An 18,528-nucleotide genomic window follows, 5' to 3' on the forward strand; every position below is an offset into this window, starting at 1 on the left:
TATCCAATCTGGTTGTTTTTAAATCATATTTGTTATCATATTGTATATCAAATAAGATAACAATATGACTTATAATTTGATGATAACATTTGGTTTTAATTTAGAAAATGTGATGCATCAAAACGATGCTATCAGCAAAAATTATGTACTTTGCTTGTGTGTACTCCTCGATTTTATGTTCCTTAAATTCAAAGATGAAGTTTCATCAATATTATCCGGTGCTGTAGAAAAAGCAGGATTCAAGACTGAAGACCTTGCTTTGACTGAATCGCCTCATGCAGACCTCGCGTCTTCTGTAGGATTCAAGCTGGCACCGAAATATAAGAAAAGCCCTAAAGAAATCAGCGAAAAAATTTACAAAAATATCTCTATACAGGCAGGTTCTTATATTGCCCGGGCCGAAATGACAGGGCCTTATATCAACTTCTTCATAAGCCGCACTTTCCTGAATGAAACCGTCCTTCGCGTACTCCATGACAGGGAGAACTTCGGGAATCTTAACAATAAGGGAAAAGTTATCCTGGAACATACTTCGGCCAATCCTGATGGCCCGCTGCATATCGGCCACATCAGGAATTCCGTAATTGGCGATACCCTTGCCCGGATACTCAAACGTGCCGGGTATGACGTGGAGACGCAGTATTATATTAACGATATGGGGCGGCAGATCGCTGTAGTTGTCTGGGGACTTGAGAATTTCCAGTTCGATACAACAAAAAAGAAAGACCATGCGATCGCCGAAGTCTATATTAATGCCAATAAGACTCTCGTTGATGAAAAAGAACATTCGCCAGAAGTGGATGCCATAATGAAAAAATACGAGATAGGCGACCCCGGTATAGAAGCAAAATTCAAAAATGCCATCGATACATGCATGGAAGGGATAAAAGAATCCCTGACGCGCATGAATATCCGCCATGATAAATTCATCTGGGAATCACAATTCGTTCGCTCCGGGGAAGTGAACAGGATCATGGATGAAGTCAAGGCGCTTGACCGCACTGCGTTGAAGGATGGCGCTTTCATGGTTGACCTGAAAGATATGGGAATACAAAAGTCACTCGTGGTCCAGCGCTCGGACGGGACTTCTCTTTATACCACCCGCGATCTCTCCTATCATGAATGGAAGGCAACGCAATGCGACAGGATGATCGATATCCTTGGAGCTGACCACAAACTTATTTCATCACAACTAAAAGCAGTGCTTCGGATACTGGGTCATAAAGAACCTGAGATCGTTATTTTTGAATTCGTATCGCTGCCCGAAGGTTCCATGAGCACCCGGCGCGGTGTTTTCATTTCGGCTGATGAACTCATTGATGAAGTTGAGAAAGCGGCTTTTGAAGTTGTAGATAAAAAGCTTCCGGATAAGGATCTGGATTTCAAGAAGAAAGTAGCAGCTTTTGTGAGCATCGGTGCGGTGCGATATGATATTATCAGGATATCCCCTGAGAAAGCCACAGTATTTGATTGGAAAGAAGCTGTGGACTTTGAAAAACAGGGCGCTCCATTTATTCAATATGCCCATGCAAGAGCATGCAGCATAATAAAGAACGCGAAGGATGAAGGTTACTATGGGGATTTTTCTAATCAGTATAGTCCCTCGAAGTTTGACCCCAATGTGCTGCTTGAAGAACAGGAAATCGCACTTATCAAGAAGTTATCTGTCTTTGAACGTGTCATTGATGACGCATCGCGTGAATTGAAACCAAACCTTCTTGCCATATATGCAAGGGAACTTGCGGATTCTTTCAACCAGTTTTACAGGTTCGTACCTGTTCTATCCGCCGAGCCTGAATTCAGGTCAGCGCGCCTCGAGCTTGTTGAGTGTTCCCGCATCGTTCTTGCTAATGCGCTTGATACACTGGGTATATTTGCCCCTGAATCAATGTAATAAAATAAGAGAAGTGCTCTCAGGTCTATGAAAATAATATCGGTAGTAGGTTATAAAAAAACTGGAAAAACAACATTAGTGGGACAGCTGGTCAAAGCTTTGAAAAAACATGGGACAGTTGGGACGATAAAACATCTCCATGAACATGATATTATTAATGCGCCAGATACCGATACCTGGAAACATGCACAGGCCGGCGCTGATGTTGTGGTCGCAGTTACTCCGAATGAGCTTGTGAAATTCTCGCGCAACAATGATCTGACAACCGCACTGGATGAGCTTGCAAATGCAGGAATGGATTTTGCAGTAGTGGAGGGTTTCAAGGACAGCAAGCTGCCTAAAATCGCACTTGGTGATGTTGAGGCCACTGAAATTGTAAGAAGACTGGACACTTTTGAAAGTGCAGATATTGATGAATTGGTAAATATCATAATGAAGCAACCCGAATTTCACACACTTGATTCTTTGCTCACAAAGCTCAAAAATTCGAAATCAATTGAAAAAGCAGGCGCTATCGGAACATTTACCGGAATTGTCAGGGCTGTTACGGATGAAACAAGCACCGAATTTTTGGAATTTGAAGCGCATGGCGAACTTGCCCGGAAAAAAATGGATGAAATATGCAAGCAGCTTATGGAAAAAGAGGGCATAGTCGATATACTGATGCATCACAGAACAGGAATAATCCCCGCGGGTGAGGACATTGTTTATATTGCTGTTGCCGCAGGTCACAGAGAAGAGCTCTTTCCGGTATTGAGGGAAGCAATAGAACGCCTGAAGGCTGAAGTTCCTATCTGGAAGAAAGAGCATACTATTAAAGGGGATTGGTGGGTGCATGATCAATGATGCTTTCCCAGTTATGAAAGCTCTGCCATTGCTTGAAGAACTCGGTTGATGAGGCTGTTGCCGTACGATATGTACGTTCGGAATTAAGAATACCTGAAATGAACATCAATATCAGCCGTACCCATAGTTGATTGAATAATAATTCCCTCTCCCTTTTTTGCCGTGGCTTTGCAGCTGAAGGTTTTTACCTGTTTGCTCTCGGAAATGGAATTGATATTCCTGTTCTTCAGGAAGTTGTCATACTGTTCCCTGCCTGGCACCAGATAAATATCAATATATTCAGTCGAGCTGATATCAATAGATACAGGCACATCGAAATCAAATGGATACGAAGGGTCGTATAAATATATGAACGTCAGGTATCCATGATCCAATTTTATATTTTGATCATGCTCAAGGCTCGCGAAAACCATTACTGCATAACAATTTTTCTTTTCACAATACACTCCTGCCCCGCCGTCGCTAAACAACCTGTCCCTGTCCACGATCGGAGACCTGTGCCCCGGACTTTTCATCCATCCGTCAACGATTGCCCGGCTCATATTTCCCTCATCGCTCAAACCTTCTATCATATACAGGTCTTCTGCTACTATAGTGTAAAATATTCTATTTTCCCGAAGCCTGTCACCCACGCTCCTGCCTTCAAGGTCCTTATGAGCAAATCCTTCAATCGAAAGCGTTTTGCTGTAATTTCTGGCAACCTGTGCGATCTCCGCGTTCCATTTGAGTGTATCTGTCCCTGAAATCTTTCTTTCCTCGTTGATATTATCGAAAATCTCACTTTCTATCTTTTGAATATCAATAAAGGAAGCATTGAAAATGGCTTTATTGAGCTCGTTTCTATGCAGTGAAAAATTCATCCCGCTATAATTAAGACTATCCTTCGGGAATTCGAAAAAGAATTCAAATGCCTGGTTGTTGTAAGTCCCGTTTATGGAAACAAGCCCTGGCCTCAGTTTCTCAATGGTTGTGACCAAGCTTCCGTTCGTGGTAAATCCCAATAAATTATCGTTATTATAGACATTCCCTTCAAGAGGTTCAAATGTCTCGTTCACGAAAAAATGCATTTTATAAGAGCTATCCCCGATGTATGACGTGCATCCTGCCGTGAATGTTGCCAGAATGATAATGAGAGATCCTATTAATATCTTGTTACCCTGCATGATAATAAGCTAATAATGATCGTCTTTAAATATAATTTTATGTTTTCAATCCAAACAATTTAATATCCTGAAAGCTGTATTATTTAAAAAGTAAAAAGATGATCACTATGGAACAAGATAAATGGCTGTATCATAATACCTTGAAATGGAAAGGGGAGAAAAAAGCAGACCTCAGGTTCATTGAAAGCAAACAGGAAATAGAAGTAGCAACGCCTCCTGAATTCGGGGGACATGAGAATATAATAAGTCCTGAAGATCTTTTTGTATCATCCGCCAATGTCTGTTACATGACCACGCTTCTTGGTACTCTCAAGAACATGGGTGTTGAATTGATATCATACGAATCCCGGGCCGAAGGGATACTTGAAACTGTCGATAAAATGAAGATATTCACAAAAATAATAATAAGACCGAAAATCAAAGCAAAGGAAACTGAAGAGAAGATCAGGATGATCCTCAATCATGCTGAGAAAAGATGCCTTGTTGCGAATTCGATGAAGACACAGGTCATAATAGAGCCTGAGATTGAAACAGCTTAAACATTGACAGGAAAAACCAAAAAAATAAGACAATGATAGAACTTTTGATAGATGATACTGCCCTCGAACTCATCAGAAAAGAGTTGATAAAAGAAAATGCATTCGCGATGCGTATTTTCATTGGCGGCGGAGGATGCTGCAAGCATTTTGAGATAATCCCTGTTAAAAAAGCGCTTTCCGGGGATATAACTTTCATGCAGGGCGGGATCAGGATACTTGTGGAAAAAGAAATTGCGCAAAATTCTTCAGGTATTCGGATAAAATATGATAAACACAAAGGATTATTAATTGATTTAACCTAATAAAGCAATCAGGATAGGTTTATATAAAATAAATTCGTAATTGTACGAACGTAAATTGGAGAAAAAATGATAGGCATTTCAAAACTTTATTGCGGGACTGTTGAACCATCTGACGCTCTGCGGTACGGGCGCGACTCAAGTAAACTCCCATCGCATTTATTGCAATTTTCAAAGGATAAAAAACCGGTCGTTGTCTGGAACATGGGCAGGCGCTGCAACCTTAAATGCGTCCATTGCTATGCCCAGTCAAAGGACATCGAATATAAGAACGAACTTACGACCCAACAGGGTAAGGAGCTTATCGATGACCTTGCCCAATTCGGCGCTCCGGTTATCCTTTTTTCGGGCGGCGAACCCACAATGCGAAAAGACCTTCCTGAACTTGCGCTATATGCAAGGTCAAAAGGGATGCGTGCTGTCATTTCTACGAATGGCACGCTTATCGATAAAAAAATGGCTAAAGTCCTGAAGGACATCGGCCTGTCGTATGTCGGGGTTTCACTTGATGGCATGAAAGAAACGAACGATAAATTCAGGGGTGTAAAAGGGGCATTCGATGCTGCCTTAAATGGCATGCGAAACTGCCTGGCAGAAGGCGTAAAGGTGGGATTGCGTTTTACGATCAACAAACAAAATGTAAAGGATATCCCGGCTATTTTTGACCTTCTTGAAAAAGAGAATATTCCTAGAGTGTGTTTCTATCATCTTGTTTATGCAGGGCGCGGCTCAAAAATGGTTGAGCAGGAACTGACGCATGAAGAAAGCAGGAAAACCCTTGATATTATAATGGATAGAACCAGGGCGCTCCATGATAGGGGCTTTCCGATTGAGGTATTGACCGTTGACAATCATTGCGACGGCCCGTATGTTTATTTCCGTCTCCTGAAAGAAGACCCAAAACGCGCCGCAGATGTATTAGAACTACTGCAGATGAACCAGGGCAATTCTACAGGTATCGGCATAGGCTGCGTTTCCTGGGACGGTTCGGTGCACGCAGACCAGTTCTGGAGGCACTACTCATTTGGCAACGTGAAAGAACGGAAATTCAGCGAGATATGGATGGATACCACCAATGAATTAATGGCAGGACTCAAGAACCGCAAGCCCCTCATAAAGGCAAACGCTGACAGGTGCGCACACTGCAAATGGTTCGATATCTGCAACGGGAACTTCCGCGTGAGGGCTGAAGCGATCTATAATAATGTCTGGGCGGATGACCCTGCGTGCTACCTGACAAAGGAAGAGATCGGGTACGATGAAATGAAATAGAAATAGAATAAAAGTAATATTCACGGAATAAGAACAAATCCGAGTCTTGCAAAATCTTCATCAAAGGAAAAAACTTTTTCTATTCCTTTTTTCTTCATTAGCGCAAAACTTGTGCAATCAGTAAAACTCAGTTTCTTATCTTCATATGTTTGAAATAGTTCCCATGCAAGTCCGAATATTTCTCTTTGGATCTCTATCTTCTCAATAACTTTTGATGCAAGAATATCCTTTCCCCATTCAACTGCCTCTTTGTGTCCAACCGAGTAGCGTATTCTCGTTAGAGTTTCATCTATTATATAATCAGATGTAATTATTTTCTTGACACGGATTTTTCCATTCTTTATCTCTTCAAGAAACTGTTTTGCAGCAACATGATTATTGTCTTTTTCATTCACAAGGGCAAGAAAAGCCGATGTATCTACAAAAATCATATTTAATCCTCATAAATTTCATCATGCTTTTCGGATAAATCTTTGGATGATCTGAAAGTATGCATCTTGAAAAAAGGATCTTCTTTATCAAAGCCGGATTTTTCCCTTACCCATTCTAACACAGCTTCCCTTATCGCTTCTTTGATAGTAATACTCTCCTTTTCTGCCGTTTTTTTAAGTTCGGAATAAATATGCATGTCCAGTTCGGTCTGGATATATTTTATATCAGGCATTTAGTATCAACATTTAAAGATGGCATTTAAACATTAAATATGTTTTGGGTATTCTTTTGATATTCAATATACCCGATAAGTTCCATTAAATTCAAACATAATTCCCGCGTAACCTATTTTACCCCTGAACACATCTATCACTCAAATCTATGACTACTGAATGTAAAGACTGTAAAGGCACAGGGACTATAATCCTCAGTGAAAGGGAATGTCCTGACTGCAAAGGCACGGGTAAGCCAAAATCCATAAGCCTTGACCGACTTTCTGAAAAAGACCTTGGTGCCCTCATGGGTGGTGGGATAAAGTGCATAAAATGCTTCGGCACGGGCAAATTCTCAGTGACAGAACCCTGCAAAGCATGCGGAGGCAGGGGGAAATTCATCACATGCAAGGTATGCGGGATAGAAATTACAGGCAGGGGAGAACTGTGTGAGAACTGCGCCAAAAAACAATATGTCCATATCCTCAGTCCCGAGTGCGATACGCGTGAACTTGAGATCGGGAAGATCTATGAGGGAAAAGTGCAGGGTCATGCTAATTTTGGCGTGTTCGTTGACCTGAACCCGCAGATGCGGGGACTTATTCATTCAAGTAATTTGAGTTTTACTCCGGAAATCGGAGATAAGATATTCGTTGAAGTAAAAAACATTGCCCAGAATGGCAATATTGAACTCCTTATTAGAAGCCCGAAAGATTACCAGGTAATTTATGTTGAAAAACAGCTTCCCAGAAGAAAGACCATAGAGCTCACAAAGTACATCGGGAAACTCATTCATCTCTCAGGTGAGGTCATCCAGATAAAGCAAACCGGAGGTCCTACGATATTTTCCATTTCAGATGAGGATGGGACTGTCCAGTGCGCGGCGTTTGAAAAAGCAGGAGAGCGGGCATACCCTGAGATAAAGGCCGAGATGATCGTTAAAGTCATTGGAGAGCCTTCCATGAGAAACGGCGCATTGCAGGTTGAGATCCGTTCCATAAGACATCTCGGGGGGAAGGATGCCACAGGAATAAAAGAACAGATCGAGGCAGCTATAGACAAACGAGCCCAACCCCAGGAAATCCAGTTCCTTGTGAAAAGTGACATACTTGAGAAATTAAAACCCAGGATGAAAAATGCCGCTAAGATCATAATGAAAGCTGTATATAAATCAAGGCCAATAATCATAAGGCATCATGCTGATGCAGATGGGATCACATCTGCGATCGCAATTGAACGTGCCATTTTGCCTCTTATCAAGGAGATCGGAGGATCTGATGCTGACCGGCACTTTTTCAGGCGCTCTCCTTCCAAAGCGCCGTTCTACGAAATTGAGGATGTAACAAAAGACATTACTTTTGCACTTGAAGACCAGGAGCGTTTCTCCCAGAAGATGCCGCTTGTGGTATTGATGGATAACGGAGCGACAGAGGAAGATATGCCTGCGATGAAACAGGCTGTTATTTATGGAATTGATATTATGGTCATTGACCACCATCATCCGGATGGTACTATCGATAGCATGGTGCTTGAACATGTGAACCCTGCTTATGCAGGCGGAGATTATGGACTAACAACAGGAATGATCGGTACCGAAATTGCACGAATGATAAACCCTGATGTGACAGAAGAAATAATGCATCTTCCCGCGGTTTCAGCCATGGGCGACAGGTCATCTGCACCTGAAGCTGATGCTTATAAAGCCCTTGTGGCAGATAAATACAAGATCGAAGACCTGAAAAAAATGGCTCTTGCAATCGATTATGAGGCATTCTGGCAGAGGTTCAACGATGGAAGGGGTTTAATGAATGATATCCTTAATCTTAATTCAAATTCGAGATATCAAAAGATCGTGGATTTATTGAACGAGCAGGCAAATGCTGCAATTACCGAACAGCTTGAGGCTTCGATGCCTAATGTTAAAACACAGAAATTGCCTAACGGGACAATAATGAACGTGATCGATGTTGAAAACTTTGCGCATAAATTCACATTCCCGCCACCTGGAAAGACAAGCGGGGAGATACATGACAGGTTATGTAACCAGCATGCAGGACAGCCGCTTGTCACTATCGGATACGGGCCTGATTTTGCAGTGTTGCGTTCAAAAGGTGTCAAAATGAACATCCCTCAGATGGTGAAAGAACTGCATACCGAGATAAAAGGCGCAGGTGTGAGCGGTGGAGGGCATCTTGTGGTAGGAAGCATTAAATTCGTGGAAGGAATGAGAAAAGAAGTGCTTGCAAAACTTGCAGAAAAAATAGGAGCGGCCGGGGTTGGATGAAGATAAGCAATGATTGCGTAGGATGCGGCCAGTGCGCTGCATATTGTCCATTCGATGCAATTACTGTATTTGGCCGTGCTGCCATGAATGAAAACTGCACAGAATGCGGAAAATGCACTGAGTATTGCCCTGTATGTGCAATTTCGGAGGCGTAATGAAAGCGGTAATTATTGGCGCGGGTCTTGGCGGGTTGCTTGCCGGGGCAAAACTCACAAAAGCCGGATACGATGTTGAGATTTTCGAGCGCCTTCCTTTTATTGGGGGCAGGTTCACCAATCTTCCTTATAAAGGTTTCAAACTCAGCACTGGCGCGCTTCACATGATACCTCATGGCTCGCGCGGGCCCCTGGCACAGACGTTAAAAGAAGTGGGTGCTGATGTAACTATCATCGACTCCCACCCGATGGCAGTGATCCTGAAAGAAAATAATGAGATAATCTCTTTTCATGATTTTCGAAACGAACTTACACTTACAAAACAGGTGAAACTGGGGACTGTTCTTGCGTATTCCCTGAAATTCAAACCAAAAAACGATATCTCATTCAGGGATTGGGTATTGAAATATTTCGATGATGAATTCCTTTTTAAGCTTGCGGATTCTTTTTGCGGCTGGGCGTTAAGCCTTACAGCAAAAGACGTCCCGGCGCGGGAGATGCTTGAAATAATAGATAATATGTATCTCTATAAAGGCTCAGGGGTACCTATTGGTGGATGCGGCGCAGTAACAGATGCGCTTTCAGGGATAATAAGATCAAATGGCGGAAGGATTTATTCACAATCCTGTGTTGAAGGGATTAGTATAGAAAATGAACTGGCAAAAGGAGTCATAGTTAATGGAAAAACAATTGAAGCAGACATTGTGATCAGTGACATAGGACATTTTGGAACAAGCAAATTGTATGAGTGCAAGGATAAGGAATATCTGGATAAAATATCAAATGTCAAACCTTCAAAAGGAATCAAAATATGTCTTTCCTCGGATGAACCATTAATCGGTCATAGCGGTGTGTTTTTTACACCATTTGCTAAAAGGATAAATGGCATCAATGAAGTTACAAATGCTGATCCTTCCCTTGCACCGCCTGGAAAACATCTTGTGATGTCCCACCAGGCAATTATTTCAGATGAACGGAAGGCTGAGATCGATCTTGGACTCCTTGACCTGGAGCAGCTTTTCCCTGGTAAGAAATATGAAGTGCTTTTGATCCAATCATATTCCAGCGAATGGCCTGTCAACAGGGCATCATCAGGAAGCGATAGCGGGAATAAGACTCCTGTCAGGAACCTGTATATTGTAGGTGATGGCGCAAAGGGAAAGGGCGGGATAGAGGTGGAGGGTGTGGCGCTCGGGGTCAGGAATGTAATGGGTGAGATCGGGGTATGTTAATATTAAGGTGACTGTTTCAATTCATGTTGGCAAATTGAAATGATCATATAAAAATGAATTTAACTAAAAATTATACGCATTTTTTTAGGATTTCAGATTTAACATTCTCGATTTGTTTCAGCAGCACGTATTACTTGAAATATGAAATCTAGAGAAATGTTTATGAATAAAATATGAAATATTTCTTGAATATTTCATAAAAATATAACAAAACCATATTACTGTAATTAAAATAATAGCATCATAAAGCCAATAATTATAACGCATCATATTATATAGTACATATTATATAGCACATATTATATAGCACATATTTCATAATTGGTAGTGGTGAAAGAAAATTGAAATTTATTAAAAATGAGTTTGCTAACAGTGATCCATTGGCTATAATAGTTGGTATAGTAGTTGTAATCATTTTTGTGTTGGTTGTTGCATATGTGATTTGGAATGTTTATCCACCATTTCGTGAAGCAATCTGCAGTGCCTACCCAGCCAACTCAACATGGAAATCATGGCCATGTTGAAATCATATAAAATGTTATTCTCTTTTCAATCGATTTGTAAGCCAATTCGTTTCAATAAAAGAAGAAGTGCCCGCTTTGTTTTTATTATTTATTAACGATCAGGTGCTTGAGATTCATTCCGTCCAGAATATCTATTATATCCTCTTTATCCGGCGCCATGAGTTCAGATAATCCGGAAAAAAGATTTTCGGAATTTTTTGCCCTTCCTTTCCTTCTTTTAATATTATGGCCTTGCCCAGGGTTTTGTATTTTCATTACTGGTGGGGCATCTGATTTCGAAGGTTTCTGTCTGGTCGCTTCTTTTAATTTATCCATTGCAAATCCGGCCTCTGAACGTAAATTACTGTCCGGATGGTTAAGGCGCAAGTCTTCTAATAGATCATATGTATCGGCTGCGATTGCCCGATCCTTTTCCGCAAGTTGCTTTGTTAACCTGATAGCATATATTCTCTCATCAACGTTAAGACCATTTAGAATTCGGATGATCTCTTTTGACCGGTCTTTGAAAAACTCATGATGGGTGGCTGCAAGGATGCTAAGTATGAAATAAGATGATTCTCTGCTTTTTGTATTAGTACTTTCAAGGGCGATAAGTAGTTCAGGGACTGCAATTTTCATCCGCTCCGGATATTTCGGGGCTATTTTTGAAAGAATTTCAAGGATGTTCAACATACTGTTTTCATGCAGGTCATTTCTCCTATCCCTGATGCAGCTTACGATAACATCTACCTGATAATGTGTTACTCCGATATGATTTTGCGCCATTCTGTTATAGGCTGAAATTGCCGAATTGAACGCTTTTATGTTGCCTTTTGTCAATATGTCGTTGAGTGCCCCTATGGCTTCTGGTATTAAATTTTGGTGATCATCAAGTAATTCACAAAGAGATGCCATATTGGATTCACTCGCGTTTCCCTTTCCGATTTTTTTAAGGATATTTCGAATTTTTTCTTGAAAATTATTAAAAAAAATCATAATATACCTCCAAATATGTATGTTCTTTAATACCGGGAAATTTCACATTTTTCCATAATATGGAATTTCAATGAACATCCATATAAGTTTTATGAACACAAGCTAAATATTAGTCTTTTTTCATAATGACATCATTCATGGCAAAAAGGATCGCCCCACGATATGACATGCTCTTTGGCGAGGGCAAATTCAACGCAACCCTTCTTATCGGACCTGACCCCCTTGGTGCAAATTTTGACTTCAAGGTCTTTCTTGAAGCCAGGCGAAGACTGATATCGATAGGCTTCAGGTTGACCGACAGCAAACGCGGGTTTGTGGAGTATCAAAAAACATTCAATTACGATAATAAGAATATTAAGGCAAGAATACGTCTTTTTCTTGGCCGTAATTTCAGCGGGAACCTGCAGGAAACATGGCGCGAAAGTCTTGCTAAAGAAGATCTCATATACCTGAAAACACATGCGGGATATGGTAAACACCTGAGCCTGAGCGATGATGTGATTTATTTTACTGATGCCATGAAAGAAGGATTTGATCTTCCGGAAAGGAAACCATACCAGTTGTACTATCTTGATTGCTGCAAGAGTGAAATGTATTATAAGGATGTATTCAGGAACTATGTCGGGGGCAATGGCGTTGACCTTATATTACATAAATGGTTTTGCGATTACATGATAATTGGACCTGTGGTGGTGTTGATCAGGGAACTGATGGCTGGTTCTGACTTTGAGACAATTGTTTTGAAAATGAATGACGAATATGGAATACCACATTTTGATGTGGAAGATGATCCTGCGGATAAGAGACTGGACAGGAAGATGGTGACATATTGTGTAAGTGATTGATAGTATATAATACTGAAATTTCAATCGGGAATTTAGTATAGGAGTCAGTGGGCAGGTTGGGGAGTGGTGGTATCTTAAAAAGGTTTTTTCCTGTCCACTGCAATTCGTATATATACGAACGATAGTATTTATAGCTTACGATTGGTGTAAAAGAGACTGGAAGGTTGAGGACTTTTATTCAGACGACAAAGCCGAAGGCATGGATGCCCCGGAATTTATTCTGGGGTGGGAGGGCTGAGGCTGCATGAGGACTAAATCTCATGCTCCGATAGCTTTCAACATAAACCTAGCAAGAATTTCAGAATTTATATTAAGATGAGTTCATCATAGGAAAAAGAAGTTATACTTCATAAATTATTTATACAGGGCTTGCTTACAAAGGTATAAATATGATTGGCGTGTTCAAAAAAGTTTTTGAGCAGCTGGACAAATGGTAAAAATGGTATAATATCGAATAAAACTATATTTGGGCATGCCTTTCTAATCCAGCAGGTTCTTGACTTGATACAACAAAAACGACAACAAATCCAGTTAGACTTGTGGAGATCAAAATTATGAATAGTAGTTTGAAAAATATAATCACTAAAGGGCTGGGGATGCTGTTTATAGTCGCTACAGTTCTGGCAAGGGATGCTGGTGAATCCTGGCTCTTGATAGTAACGTTCGCAGCTCTTGCTGTATGGCTTATAAATATGGACATAGAAAATAAAGAAAAAAATGAATAAGAAGAATGATTTGATAGCAGTAGCCACAATTTTAACGCTAATGTTTTTTGTTACTTCTGCAATGGTAGTTAGTGCAACAACAATTTATGTGCCTGATAATTACGTAACGATTCAAGAAGCAGTCAATGCCGCAAATGAGGGAGATATTATTATCGCCAGGGATGGAACTTATTTCGAGAATATTAATGTGAACAAGAGATTGACTATTCGATCTGAGAATGGATATGCTTTTACGACTGTCATTGCAGCAAACCCCAAAAATCATGTCTTTAGAGTAAGTGCGGATTATGTGAACATTAATGGGCTTACGATTACAGGAGCAACATCTAATAAACTCCCTGAATATGCAGCCGGAATATATCTTGAATTAGGGGTGGATTACAGTAATATTTCTGATAATAACGTATCTCATAATGGTGATGGCATATGGATATGGAATTCGAGTAACAACATCATCGCAAATAACACTGCAAACTCAAACGGAAACATTGGTATTTTCCTTGCTCCCATAAGTGATAATAATACAATAATAGATAATATCGTGAACTTGAACAACGTGAGCGGTATCGAACTTTGGAGTTCGAACAACAACATGATTGCAAACAACACTGCATCAGGCAATGACCGAAGTATCTATTTGTTTGAATCGAGTGAAAATACTCTTATAAATAACAACGCGGACTCAAACAAAAACAGCGGCATCTGTCTCCTTGTGTCTGGAAATAACCTGTTACAAAACAACATCTTATCGAACAATAATTACGGTATCTATCTCGATAAATCGAGAAATAATAGATTACAAAACAACACCTTATCGAACAATAATTATGGAATTTATATGTTTTCCTCCGAGAGTATTATTGACCTGAATAATTTTATTGATAATAAAGAGAACATCTATAGTGAAACCAGTAGACCACAGATATTAGAAATAATATCCTCAATCGCTGGATTATTAGCAATGCTGTATATAGCCTTTAAATACAAAAGACATTTTTCACGTTTCAGTAATTTATCAAAAAAAGTAATCGTTGGGCTTCAGCTTTTTATTATAATTCTTAATATATTTTTTTATTTAAGTTTGATATCACAAAATTCATGGTTGATATCTTTCAATGTGATTTTTATACTAGTATCGAAAGTTTTTGGATTGCCTATATTCGCCCTTGGAGTATTCATCATATTCTGGAGTATGTATTACTTAATAAAAGAGATTATTGTCCGTAAGAACAAAATGATGGTAAAGGGTCCCTATGCATTCGTTCGTCATCCTATGTATCTCGGTTGGATTGTTGGAGTCCTTGGACTTGCATTATTTGGAAACTCACTAATTGGATTGATATATTCCTTCATCCTTGCGTTAAATCTGTCCCATATATCAGAATATGAAGAAGAAGATTTAAGAACAAGAATTGGCCATGAATACGTGGAGTATATAAATAAAGTCCCTAAGCTTTTTCCTTTTAGGATGTAATTTGCTTAATGGGGCAACCATTTGGCCGAGATGTAAATCGACTCATAAGGAGAGTAAATATGACTACATCTGACGAAATAACGAAAAATTGTTATGTATGTAATAAGGCAAGCACGCATGCAAAGATTATGTCGACAAATACCTTTGGTTCTCCTGATTTGGATACAAGGCCGCCAGAAATGGAACGGTCAACTATTAGTATGTGGGTACAAATATGCCCTTCATGCGGATACTCTTCTTCGAATATATCCGAGGTAAATGAAAAGGCCTTAGAGGTTATATATACAGATTCTTATCAAAAACAATTCAAAAGCCCAGAATTTCCAAAGTTAGCAAATGCTTTTCTTTGTTTTTCATTAATTCAAAAAAACAATTGTGAATATTCAAAAGCAGGATGGAATAGTATTCATGCGGCATGGGCATGCGATGATGCTGATTATGAGACCAGTGCACAGAAATGTAGAATGAGGGCCGTATCTTTATTTCGAAAAGCAAAAGAAAATAATCAAAAATTCGCCGGACAGGATGGTTTAGAAGAAGCTATAATTGTTGATTTGCTGAGACGATCGCGTCAGTTTGAACTGGCTTTAAGTACATGTGATGATGGATTAAAGAAAAAACCAGAGAAAATAATTTCAGATATTCTGCAATTTCAAAAAATGCTCATCAAGAATAAGGATATCGCCTGTCATCGAATTGCAGATGTAATAGGGGATGCAAAAGCAGTAGAGCCACTTATTGAGGAATTGAAGGACAAACATTACCTTGTTCGAAGGAGTGCAGCAAAGGCACTTGGCAAGATAGGAGATGTAAAAGCAGTGGAGCCACTTGTTGAGGCATTGAAGGATGAAAATTACCATGTTCGAAGCAACGCAGCAAAGGCACTTGGCAAAATAAGGGATGCAAAAGCAGTAGAGCCACTTGTTGAAGCATTGAAGGATGAGGATAATACCTTTCTGGATGAGGATAATACCTTCCTAAATGTTCAGTGGGAAGCGGCTGAAGCTCTTGGTGAAATAGGGGGTGAAAGAGCAGTCGAGCTTCTTATTCGGGTTTTAAAAAATAAAAATAAGGATGTTCGAGAGGGAGCAGCATATGCTCTTGGAAAGATAGGGGATGCAAGAGCAATGGAACCACTTATTCAGACTTTGAAGGATAAAGACTACCATGTCCGATGGAGAGTAGCAGCATCTCTTGGGAAACTCGGAAAACAGGTTATAGAACCTCTCATTCAGGCTTTGGGGGATGAAAACAAGGATGTTCGGTGGGGAGCAGCAGCGGCTCTTGGTGATATCAGGGATGCAAGAGCTGTGGAACCACTCATTCAGGTTTTGAGGGACAAAAACAAGGATATTCGAATGAGAACTGCAGTGGCTCTCGGGAATATTAGGAATGCAAGAGCTGTGGAACCACTCATTCATGCATTGACAGATGAAGATGATGATGTTCGAAATGAAGCAGTATGGGCTCTTGGCGAGATTGGAGATGCAAGAGCTGTAGAGTACCTTGTTAAGACCTTAAGTGATAAAAATACTGAAGTTCGACGGAGAGCAGCAGATGCTCTTGAAAAGATAGAAAAACTATAAAAATTATTAGAAGGGTAAATGGGGCCTATTTGCGATATTCTGCGCCTGAATGTAAACACAAGCTGGTTAGAACGATTTCCATCAACACAATTGAAATAAGTTTAAGCCTTATAGAGTAGAGTTGATTTGTTATTAGTATCGATATAGCTGTAATCAATCCCGATCGTGTTACAGTGCTACACTTCCCTCATCTGTAAAGTAGTATCAATAGGTCCTAAATCAATCCCGACTGCTCTAGCAAATTCGACTACTTTTTCACGGGGAACATTTAGATCTAGATATAAACATTCGTTAAGGCCAAGCCAATTCTTTTCTTTTTTGACTAATATTAAATTTGTTAGGAGGTTTCCATATTTATCTTCAATAATTGTTCCATATTCATCTATAACATCATTAAATTTTATATCTTTTATATTTATAAACTCTAAAATCTCTCTTTTATTCTTCTTTTTATTCATAAACTCATAATCTATGATTATGCTTTGAGTTTTTTTGTCTATAAGCATGAAAGTGACACTGGGTGAATAATTAAATAAATACAAAAAACTAAGTAAAATTATAATAACAAATGCAATAATTGCCATTGTTGTATCATTTAAAATAAATTTAAGAAAAGCGCCAAGTGCTAATATGCCAGTTAATATGCCAATTAATAAGCCAAAGACGCCTATTAATATAAGCGGAATAAATATAATATCTTCAATGATGCTTTTAATGATAGACTGATTTAATGGCTTTTCTTGAATTGGGTCAGGCTCATAAAAGACTTCTTCAGCCCCGGTTTCATTCTTGATTATCACTTTCATTTGACCTGTCCTTCCTATCCTTGCTCTAATCTTAATATTTGTTTATACAAATCTCTCGGGCTGCTTCCCTTTCTGGCTTTCCTTGAAATGGCTTGTCGTAATACATAGAGATTTCACATAATCCGGCATATATATAAATCGCTAATAAACTTTCCTATTTACAACCGGGTAAAGATATATACCTGCGCCTGAATCGAAAACCCAAAACAAGTAACCAAAAGAAATCCCAAACCATTAAGCATATCTGATGTCACCAATTCATTCGGGGTCGATGATGTAAGATTATAACATATCTATCAATACAACAGCTAATTAGTCCATTCTCATTTTGCCAATATACTGAAATACGATGACGTAATTAAGAAAACACTAACTATGGAGATAAGATTTCATAAGAAACCGGAAATGGATAAACCTCGCATGTTAGTGGGTCTTCCAGGTATGGGAATGGTTGCCAAAAACACTATTGATTATATTATGGACTGCTTGAAGCCGGAATTTTTTGCGGATATTCATGTTCCTTATCTTTCACCTTCAGTTGCTTGTTTTGATAAAGGTCTTGTAATACCTATGGACCGTGACATCAGTCCATTCAAATTTTACTATTCAAAAGAAAAAAATATCATATTGTTCTCAGGTGAAATGCAATTTGGCCATGCTGCAAAAGATAATGAGCTTGCTGAGAAAATAGTAGAAGCGGCAAAGCTAATGGATGTTGAAATAATTTATACGGTAATTGCCACACATATAAAAAATTATGTTGAAGATCCGGAAGTATCAGGAGTTGCAACTTCATCCGAACTCTTAGCTCTTCTTGAGAGCAAGGGAATAAAGATATCAGATGGCAGGCTTCAGATAAGCGGAGTTAATGGGGTTGTAATAGAATCTGCATTGAGAAATGGGATAAAAGGGATATCACTTCTTAGCCAGACAGCATTTCCCGAAGCCCTGGATATAAAAGCATGTTACGCAGGGATAAAAAAAGTTTCCAAGCTTATGGAGATCGATATTGACTTAAGTAAAATCGAGATGGAAGTAAAAAAATTTGACGACAGCTTAAAGAGACACTTAAAAGAGATCAATGAAAAGAGAAAAAAAGATGATGATTTGAGTTATATAGGCTGAAAAAAATACTTTTTATTTTGTTGGGATAGTGTAAAAACCACAGAGTTCACAGAGGACACAGAGAATAAACAGCCAATCTCTGTGAACTGTCGAGTAGAACTCATAGCCCACCTTTTGTTGAGGTAATAGCCCCAAGGTTA

The 18,528-nt window shown here is 39.5% G+C and carries 18 protein-coding genes; 13 read left to right on the forward strand and 5 right to left on the reverse strand.

Annotated features, from left to right (window positions below; genetic code table 11):
* The first annotated feature begins 175 nt into the window (after nt 1-175).
* Together argS and CL181_RS04315 are read left to right on the forward strand one after the other, a co-directional pair.
* Nucleotides 176-1,894, forward strand: a complete 1,719-nt coding sequence (gene argS, locus CL181_RS04310; protein ID WP_097298029.1) for an arginine--tRNA ligase — start codon at nt 176-178, stop codon at nt 1,892-1,894.
* Nucleotides 1,895-1,921: 27 nt separating this feature from the next.
* On the forward strand, nt 1,922-2,740 hold the full coding sequence (locus CL181_RS04315; RefSeq protein ID WP_097298008.1) for a molybdopterin synthase: 819 nt from the start codon (nt 1,922-1,924) through the stop codon (nt 2,738-2,740).
* Nucleotides 2,741-2,823: 83 nt separating this feature from the next.
* Here the strand turns inward: CL181_RS04315 and CL181_RS04320 are convergent, their stop codons facing one another.
* Nucleotides 2,824-3,903 carry a CAP domain-containing protein gene (locus CL181_RS04320; protein ID WP_097298009.1) on the reverse strand — a complete coding sequence of 360 codons (1,080 nt, stop codon included), beginning with the start codon at nt 3,901-3,903 and terminating at the stop codon, nt 2,824-2,826.
* A 107-nt stretch (nt 3,904-4,010) separates the two neighbouring features.
* Here CL181_RS04320 and CL181_RS04325 point away from each other — a divergent pair, with 107 nt between their 5' ends.
* The 3 genes from CL181_RS04325 to ahbC all read left to right on the forward strand — a co-directional run bounded on the left by CL181_RS04325 (nt 4,011) and on the right by ahbC (nt 6,013).
* Nucleotides 4,011-4,442: an OsmC family protein gene (locus CL181_RS04325; protein WP_176505053.1), complete on the forward strand. Its 432-nt coding sequence runs from the start codon at nt 4,011-4,013 to the stop codon at nt 4,440-4,442.
* Nucleotides 4,443-4,474: 32 nt separating this feature from the next.
* Nucleotides 4,475-4,744, forward strand: coding sequence for a hypothetical protein (locus tag CL181_RS04330; protein ID WP_097298011.1), 270 nt, complete (start codon nt 4,475-4,477; stop codon nt 4,742-4,744).
* 66 nt (nt 4,745-4,810) lie between these two features.
* Complete coding sequence (gene ahbC, locus CL181_RS04335) at nt 4,811-6,013, forward strand: 12,18-didecarboxysiroheme deacetylase (RefSeq protein WP_097298012.1); 1,203 nt, start codon at nt 4,811-4,813, stop codon at nt 6,011-6,013.
* A gap of 20 nt (nt 6,014-6,033) precedes the next feature.
* On the opposite strand, the gene CL181_RS04340 is transcribed toward ahbC, so the two are convergent.
* Nucleotides 6,034-6,444 (reverse strand): type II toxin-antitoxin system VapC family toxin, encoded by a 411-nt coding sequence (locus tag CL181_RS04340; RefSeq protein ID WP_097298013.1) that lies wholly within the window; start codon nt 6,442-6,444, stop codon nt 6,034-6,036.
* A 2-nt stretch (nt 6,445-6,446) separates the two neighbouring features.
* Nucleotides 6,447-6,677 (reverse strand): hypothetical protein, encoded by a 231-nt coding sequence (locus CL181_RS04345; protein ID WP_097298014.1) that lies wholly within the window; start codon nt 6,675-6,677, stop codon nt 6,447-6,449.
* A 149-nt stretch (nt 6,678-6,826) separates the two neighbouring features.
* On the opposite strand from CL181_RS04345, the gene CL181_RS04350 reads away from it, so the two are divergent.
* The 3 genes from CL181_RS04350 to CL181_RS04360 are packed head-to-tail and all read left to right on the forward strand — an operon-like array spanning nt 6,827 to nt 10,328.
* A complete protein-coding gene (locus CL181_RS04350; RefSeq protein ID WP_097298015.1) occupies nt 6,827-8,941 on the forward strand; it encodes a DHH family phosphoesterase in 2,115 nt (704 codons plus the stop codon).
* Nucleotides 8,938-9,096, forward strand: coding sequence for a 4Fe-4S binding protein (locus CL181_RS04355; protein ID WP_097298016.1), 159 nt, complete (start codon nt 8,938-8,940; stop codon nt 9,094-9,096). Before CL181_RS04350 ends, CL181_RS04355 begins: the two co-directional genes overlap by 4 nt.
* The gene (locus CL181_RS04360; protein WP_097298017.1) at nt 9,096-10,328 is read left to right on the forward strand and encodes an NAD(P)/FAD-dependent oxidoreductase; all 1,233 of its coding nucleotides are present in this window, start codon (nt 9,096-9,098) and stop codon (nt 10,326-10,328) included. Before CL181_RS04355 ends, CL181_RS04360 begins: the two co-directional genes overlap by 1 nt.
* Before the next feature lie 608 nt (nt 10,329-10,936).
* Here the strand turns inward: CL181_RS04360 and CL181_RS04365 are convergent.
* The gene (locus CL181_RS04365) at nt 10,937-11,827 is read right to left on the reverse strand and encodes a hypothetical protein (protein WP_097298018.1); all 891 of its coding nucleotides are present in this window, start codon (nt 11,825-11,827) and stop codon (nt 10,937-10,939) included.
* Nucleotides 11,828-11,964: 137 nt separating this feature from the next.
* On the opposite strand from CL181_RS04365, the gene CL181_RS04370 reads away from it, so the two are divergent.
* From CL181_RS04370 to CL181_RS04380, 4 genes are all read left to right on the forward strand, one after another.
* Nucleotides 11,965-12,672, forward strand: a complete 708-nt coding sequence (locus CL181_RS04370) for a hypothetical protein (RefSeq protein WP_097298019.1) — start codon at nt 11,965-11,967, stop codon at nt 12,670-12,672.
* A gap of 554 nt (nt 12,673-13,226) precedes the next feature.
* A complete protein-coding gene (locus CL181_RS20105; protein WP_176505054.1) occupies nt 13,227-13,397 on the forward strand; it encodes a hypothetical protein in 171 nt (56 codons plus the stop codon).
* Nucleotides 13,390-14,871 carry a NosD domain-containing protein gene (locus CL181_RS04375; protein WP_097298020.1) on the forward strand — a complete coding sequence of 494 codons (1,482 nt, stop codon included), beginning with the start codon at nt 13,390-13,392 and terminating at the stop codon, nt 14,869-14,871. Before CL181_RS20105 ends, CL181_RS04375 begins: the two co-directional genes overlap by 8 nt.
* A gap of 59 nt (nt 14,872-14,930) precedes the next feature.
* Nucleotides 14,931-16,457, forward strand: a complete 1,527-nt coding sequence (locus CL181_RS04380) for a DUF2225 domain-containing protein (protein WP_176505055.1) — start codon at nt 14,931-14,933, stop codon at nt 16,455-16,457.
* Nucleotides 16,458-16,633: 176 nt separating this feature from the next.
* Here the strand turns inward: CL181_RS04380 and CL181_RS04385 are convergent, their stop codons facing one another.
* Nucleotides 16,634-17,263 (reverse strand): hypothetical protein, encoded by a 630-nt coding sequence (locus CL181_RS04385; protein WP_097298022.1) that lies wholly within the window; start codon nt 17,261-17,263, stop codon nt 16,634-16,636.
* Nucleotides 17,264-17,668: 405 nt separating this feature from the next.
* Between CL181_RS04385 and CL181_RS04390 the strand changes: the two genes are divergently transcribed.
* Nucleotides 17,669-18,388 carry a proteasome assembly chaperone family protein gene (locus CL181_RS04390; protein WP_176505056.1) on the forward strand — a complete coding sequence of 240 codons (720 nt, stop codon included), beginning with the start codon at nt 17,669-17,671 and terminating at the stop codon, nt 18,386-18,388.
* Nucleotides 18,389-18,528 lie beyond the last annotated feature (140 nt).

The organism is Candidatus Methanoperedens sp. BLZ2 (assembly GCF_002487355.1).
Taxonomy (GTDB): Archaea; Halobacteriota; Methanosarcinia; order Methanosarcinales; family Methanoperedenaceae; genus Methanoperedens.

Excerpts from the sequence above, each read along its gene's own strand:
- argS (WP_097298029.1), top strand. The coding sequence starts at position 176 with ATGTTCCTTAAATTCAAAGATGAAGTTTCATCAATATTATCCGGTGCT.
- CL181_RS04315 (WP_097298008.1), top strand. The coding sequence starts at position 1,922 with ATGAAAATAATATCGGTAGTAGGTTATAAAAAAACTGGAAAAACAACA.
- CL181_RS04320 (WP_097298009.1), bottom strand. The coding sequence starts at position 3,903 with ATGCAGGGTAACAAGATATTAATAGGATCTCTCATTATCATTCTGGCA.
- CL181_RS04325 (WP_176505053.1), top strand. The coding sequence starts at position 4,011 with ATGGAACAAGATAAATGGCTGTATCATAATACCTTGAAATGGAAAGGG.
- CL181_RS04330 (WP_097298011.1), top strand. The coding sequence starts at position 4,475 with ATGATAGAACTTTTGATAGATGATACTGCCCTCGAACTCATCAGAAAA.
- ahbC (WP_097298012.1), top strand. The coding sequence starts at position 4,811 with ATGATAGGCATTTCAAAACTTTATTGCGGGACTGTTGAACCATCTGAC.
- CL181_RS04340 (WP_097298013.1), bottom strand. The coding sequence starts at position 6,444 with ATGATTTTTGTAGATACATCGGCTTTTCTTGCCCTTGTGAATGAAAAA.
- CL181_RS04345 (WP_097298014.1), bottom strand. The coding sequence starts at position 6,677 with ATGCCTGATATAAAATATATCCAGACCGAACTGGACATGCATATTTAT.
- CL181_RS04350 (WP_097298015.1), top strand. The coding sequence starts at position 6,827 with ATGACTACTGAATGTAAAGACTGTAAAGGCACAGGGACTATAATCCTC.
- CL181_RS04355 (WP_097298016.1), top strand. The coding sequence starts at position 8,938 with ATGAAGATAAGCAATGATTGCGTAGGATGCGGCCAGTGCGCTGCATAT.
- CL181_RS04360 (WP_097298017.1), top strand. The coding sequence starts at position 9,096 with ATGAAAGCGGTAATTATTGGCGCGGGTCTTGGCGGGTTGCTTGCCGGG.
- CL181_RS04365 (WP_097298018.1), bottom strand. The coding sequence starts at position 11,827 with ATGATTTTTTTTAATAATTTTCAAGAAAAAATTCGAAATATCCTTAAA.
- CL181_RS04370 (WP_097298019.1), top strand. The coding sequence starts at position 11,965 with ATGGCAAAAAGGATCGCCCCACGATATGACATGCTCTTTGGCGAGGGC.
- CL181_RS20105 (WP_176505054.1), top strand. The coding sequence starts at position 13,227 with ATGAATAGTAGTTTGAAAAATATAATCACTAAAGGGCTGGGGATGCTG.
- CL181_RS04375 (WP_097298020.1), top strand. The coding sequence starts at position 13,390 with ATGAATAAGAAGAATGATTTGATAGCAGTAGCCACAATTTTAACGCTA.
- CL181_RS04380 (WP_176505055.1), top strand. The coding sequence starts at position 14,931 with ATGACTACATCTGACGAAATAACGAAAAATTGTTATGTATGTAATAAG.
- CL181_RS04385 (WP_097298022.1), bottom strand. The coding sequence starts at position 17,263 with ATGAAAGTGATAATCAAGAATGAAACCGGGGCTGAAGAAGTCTTTTAT.
- CL181_RS04390 (WP_176505056.1), top strand. The coding sequence starts at position 17,669 with ATGGATAAACCTCGCATGTTAGTGGGTCTTCCAGGTATGGGAATGGTT.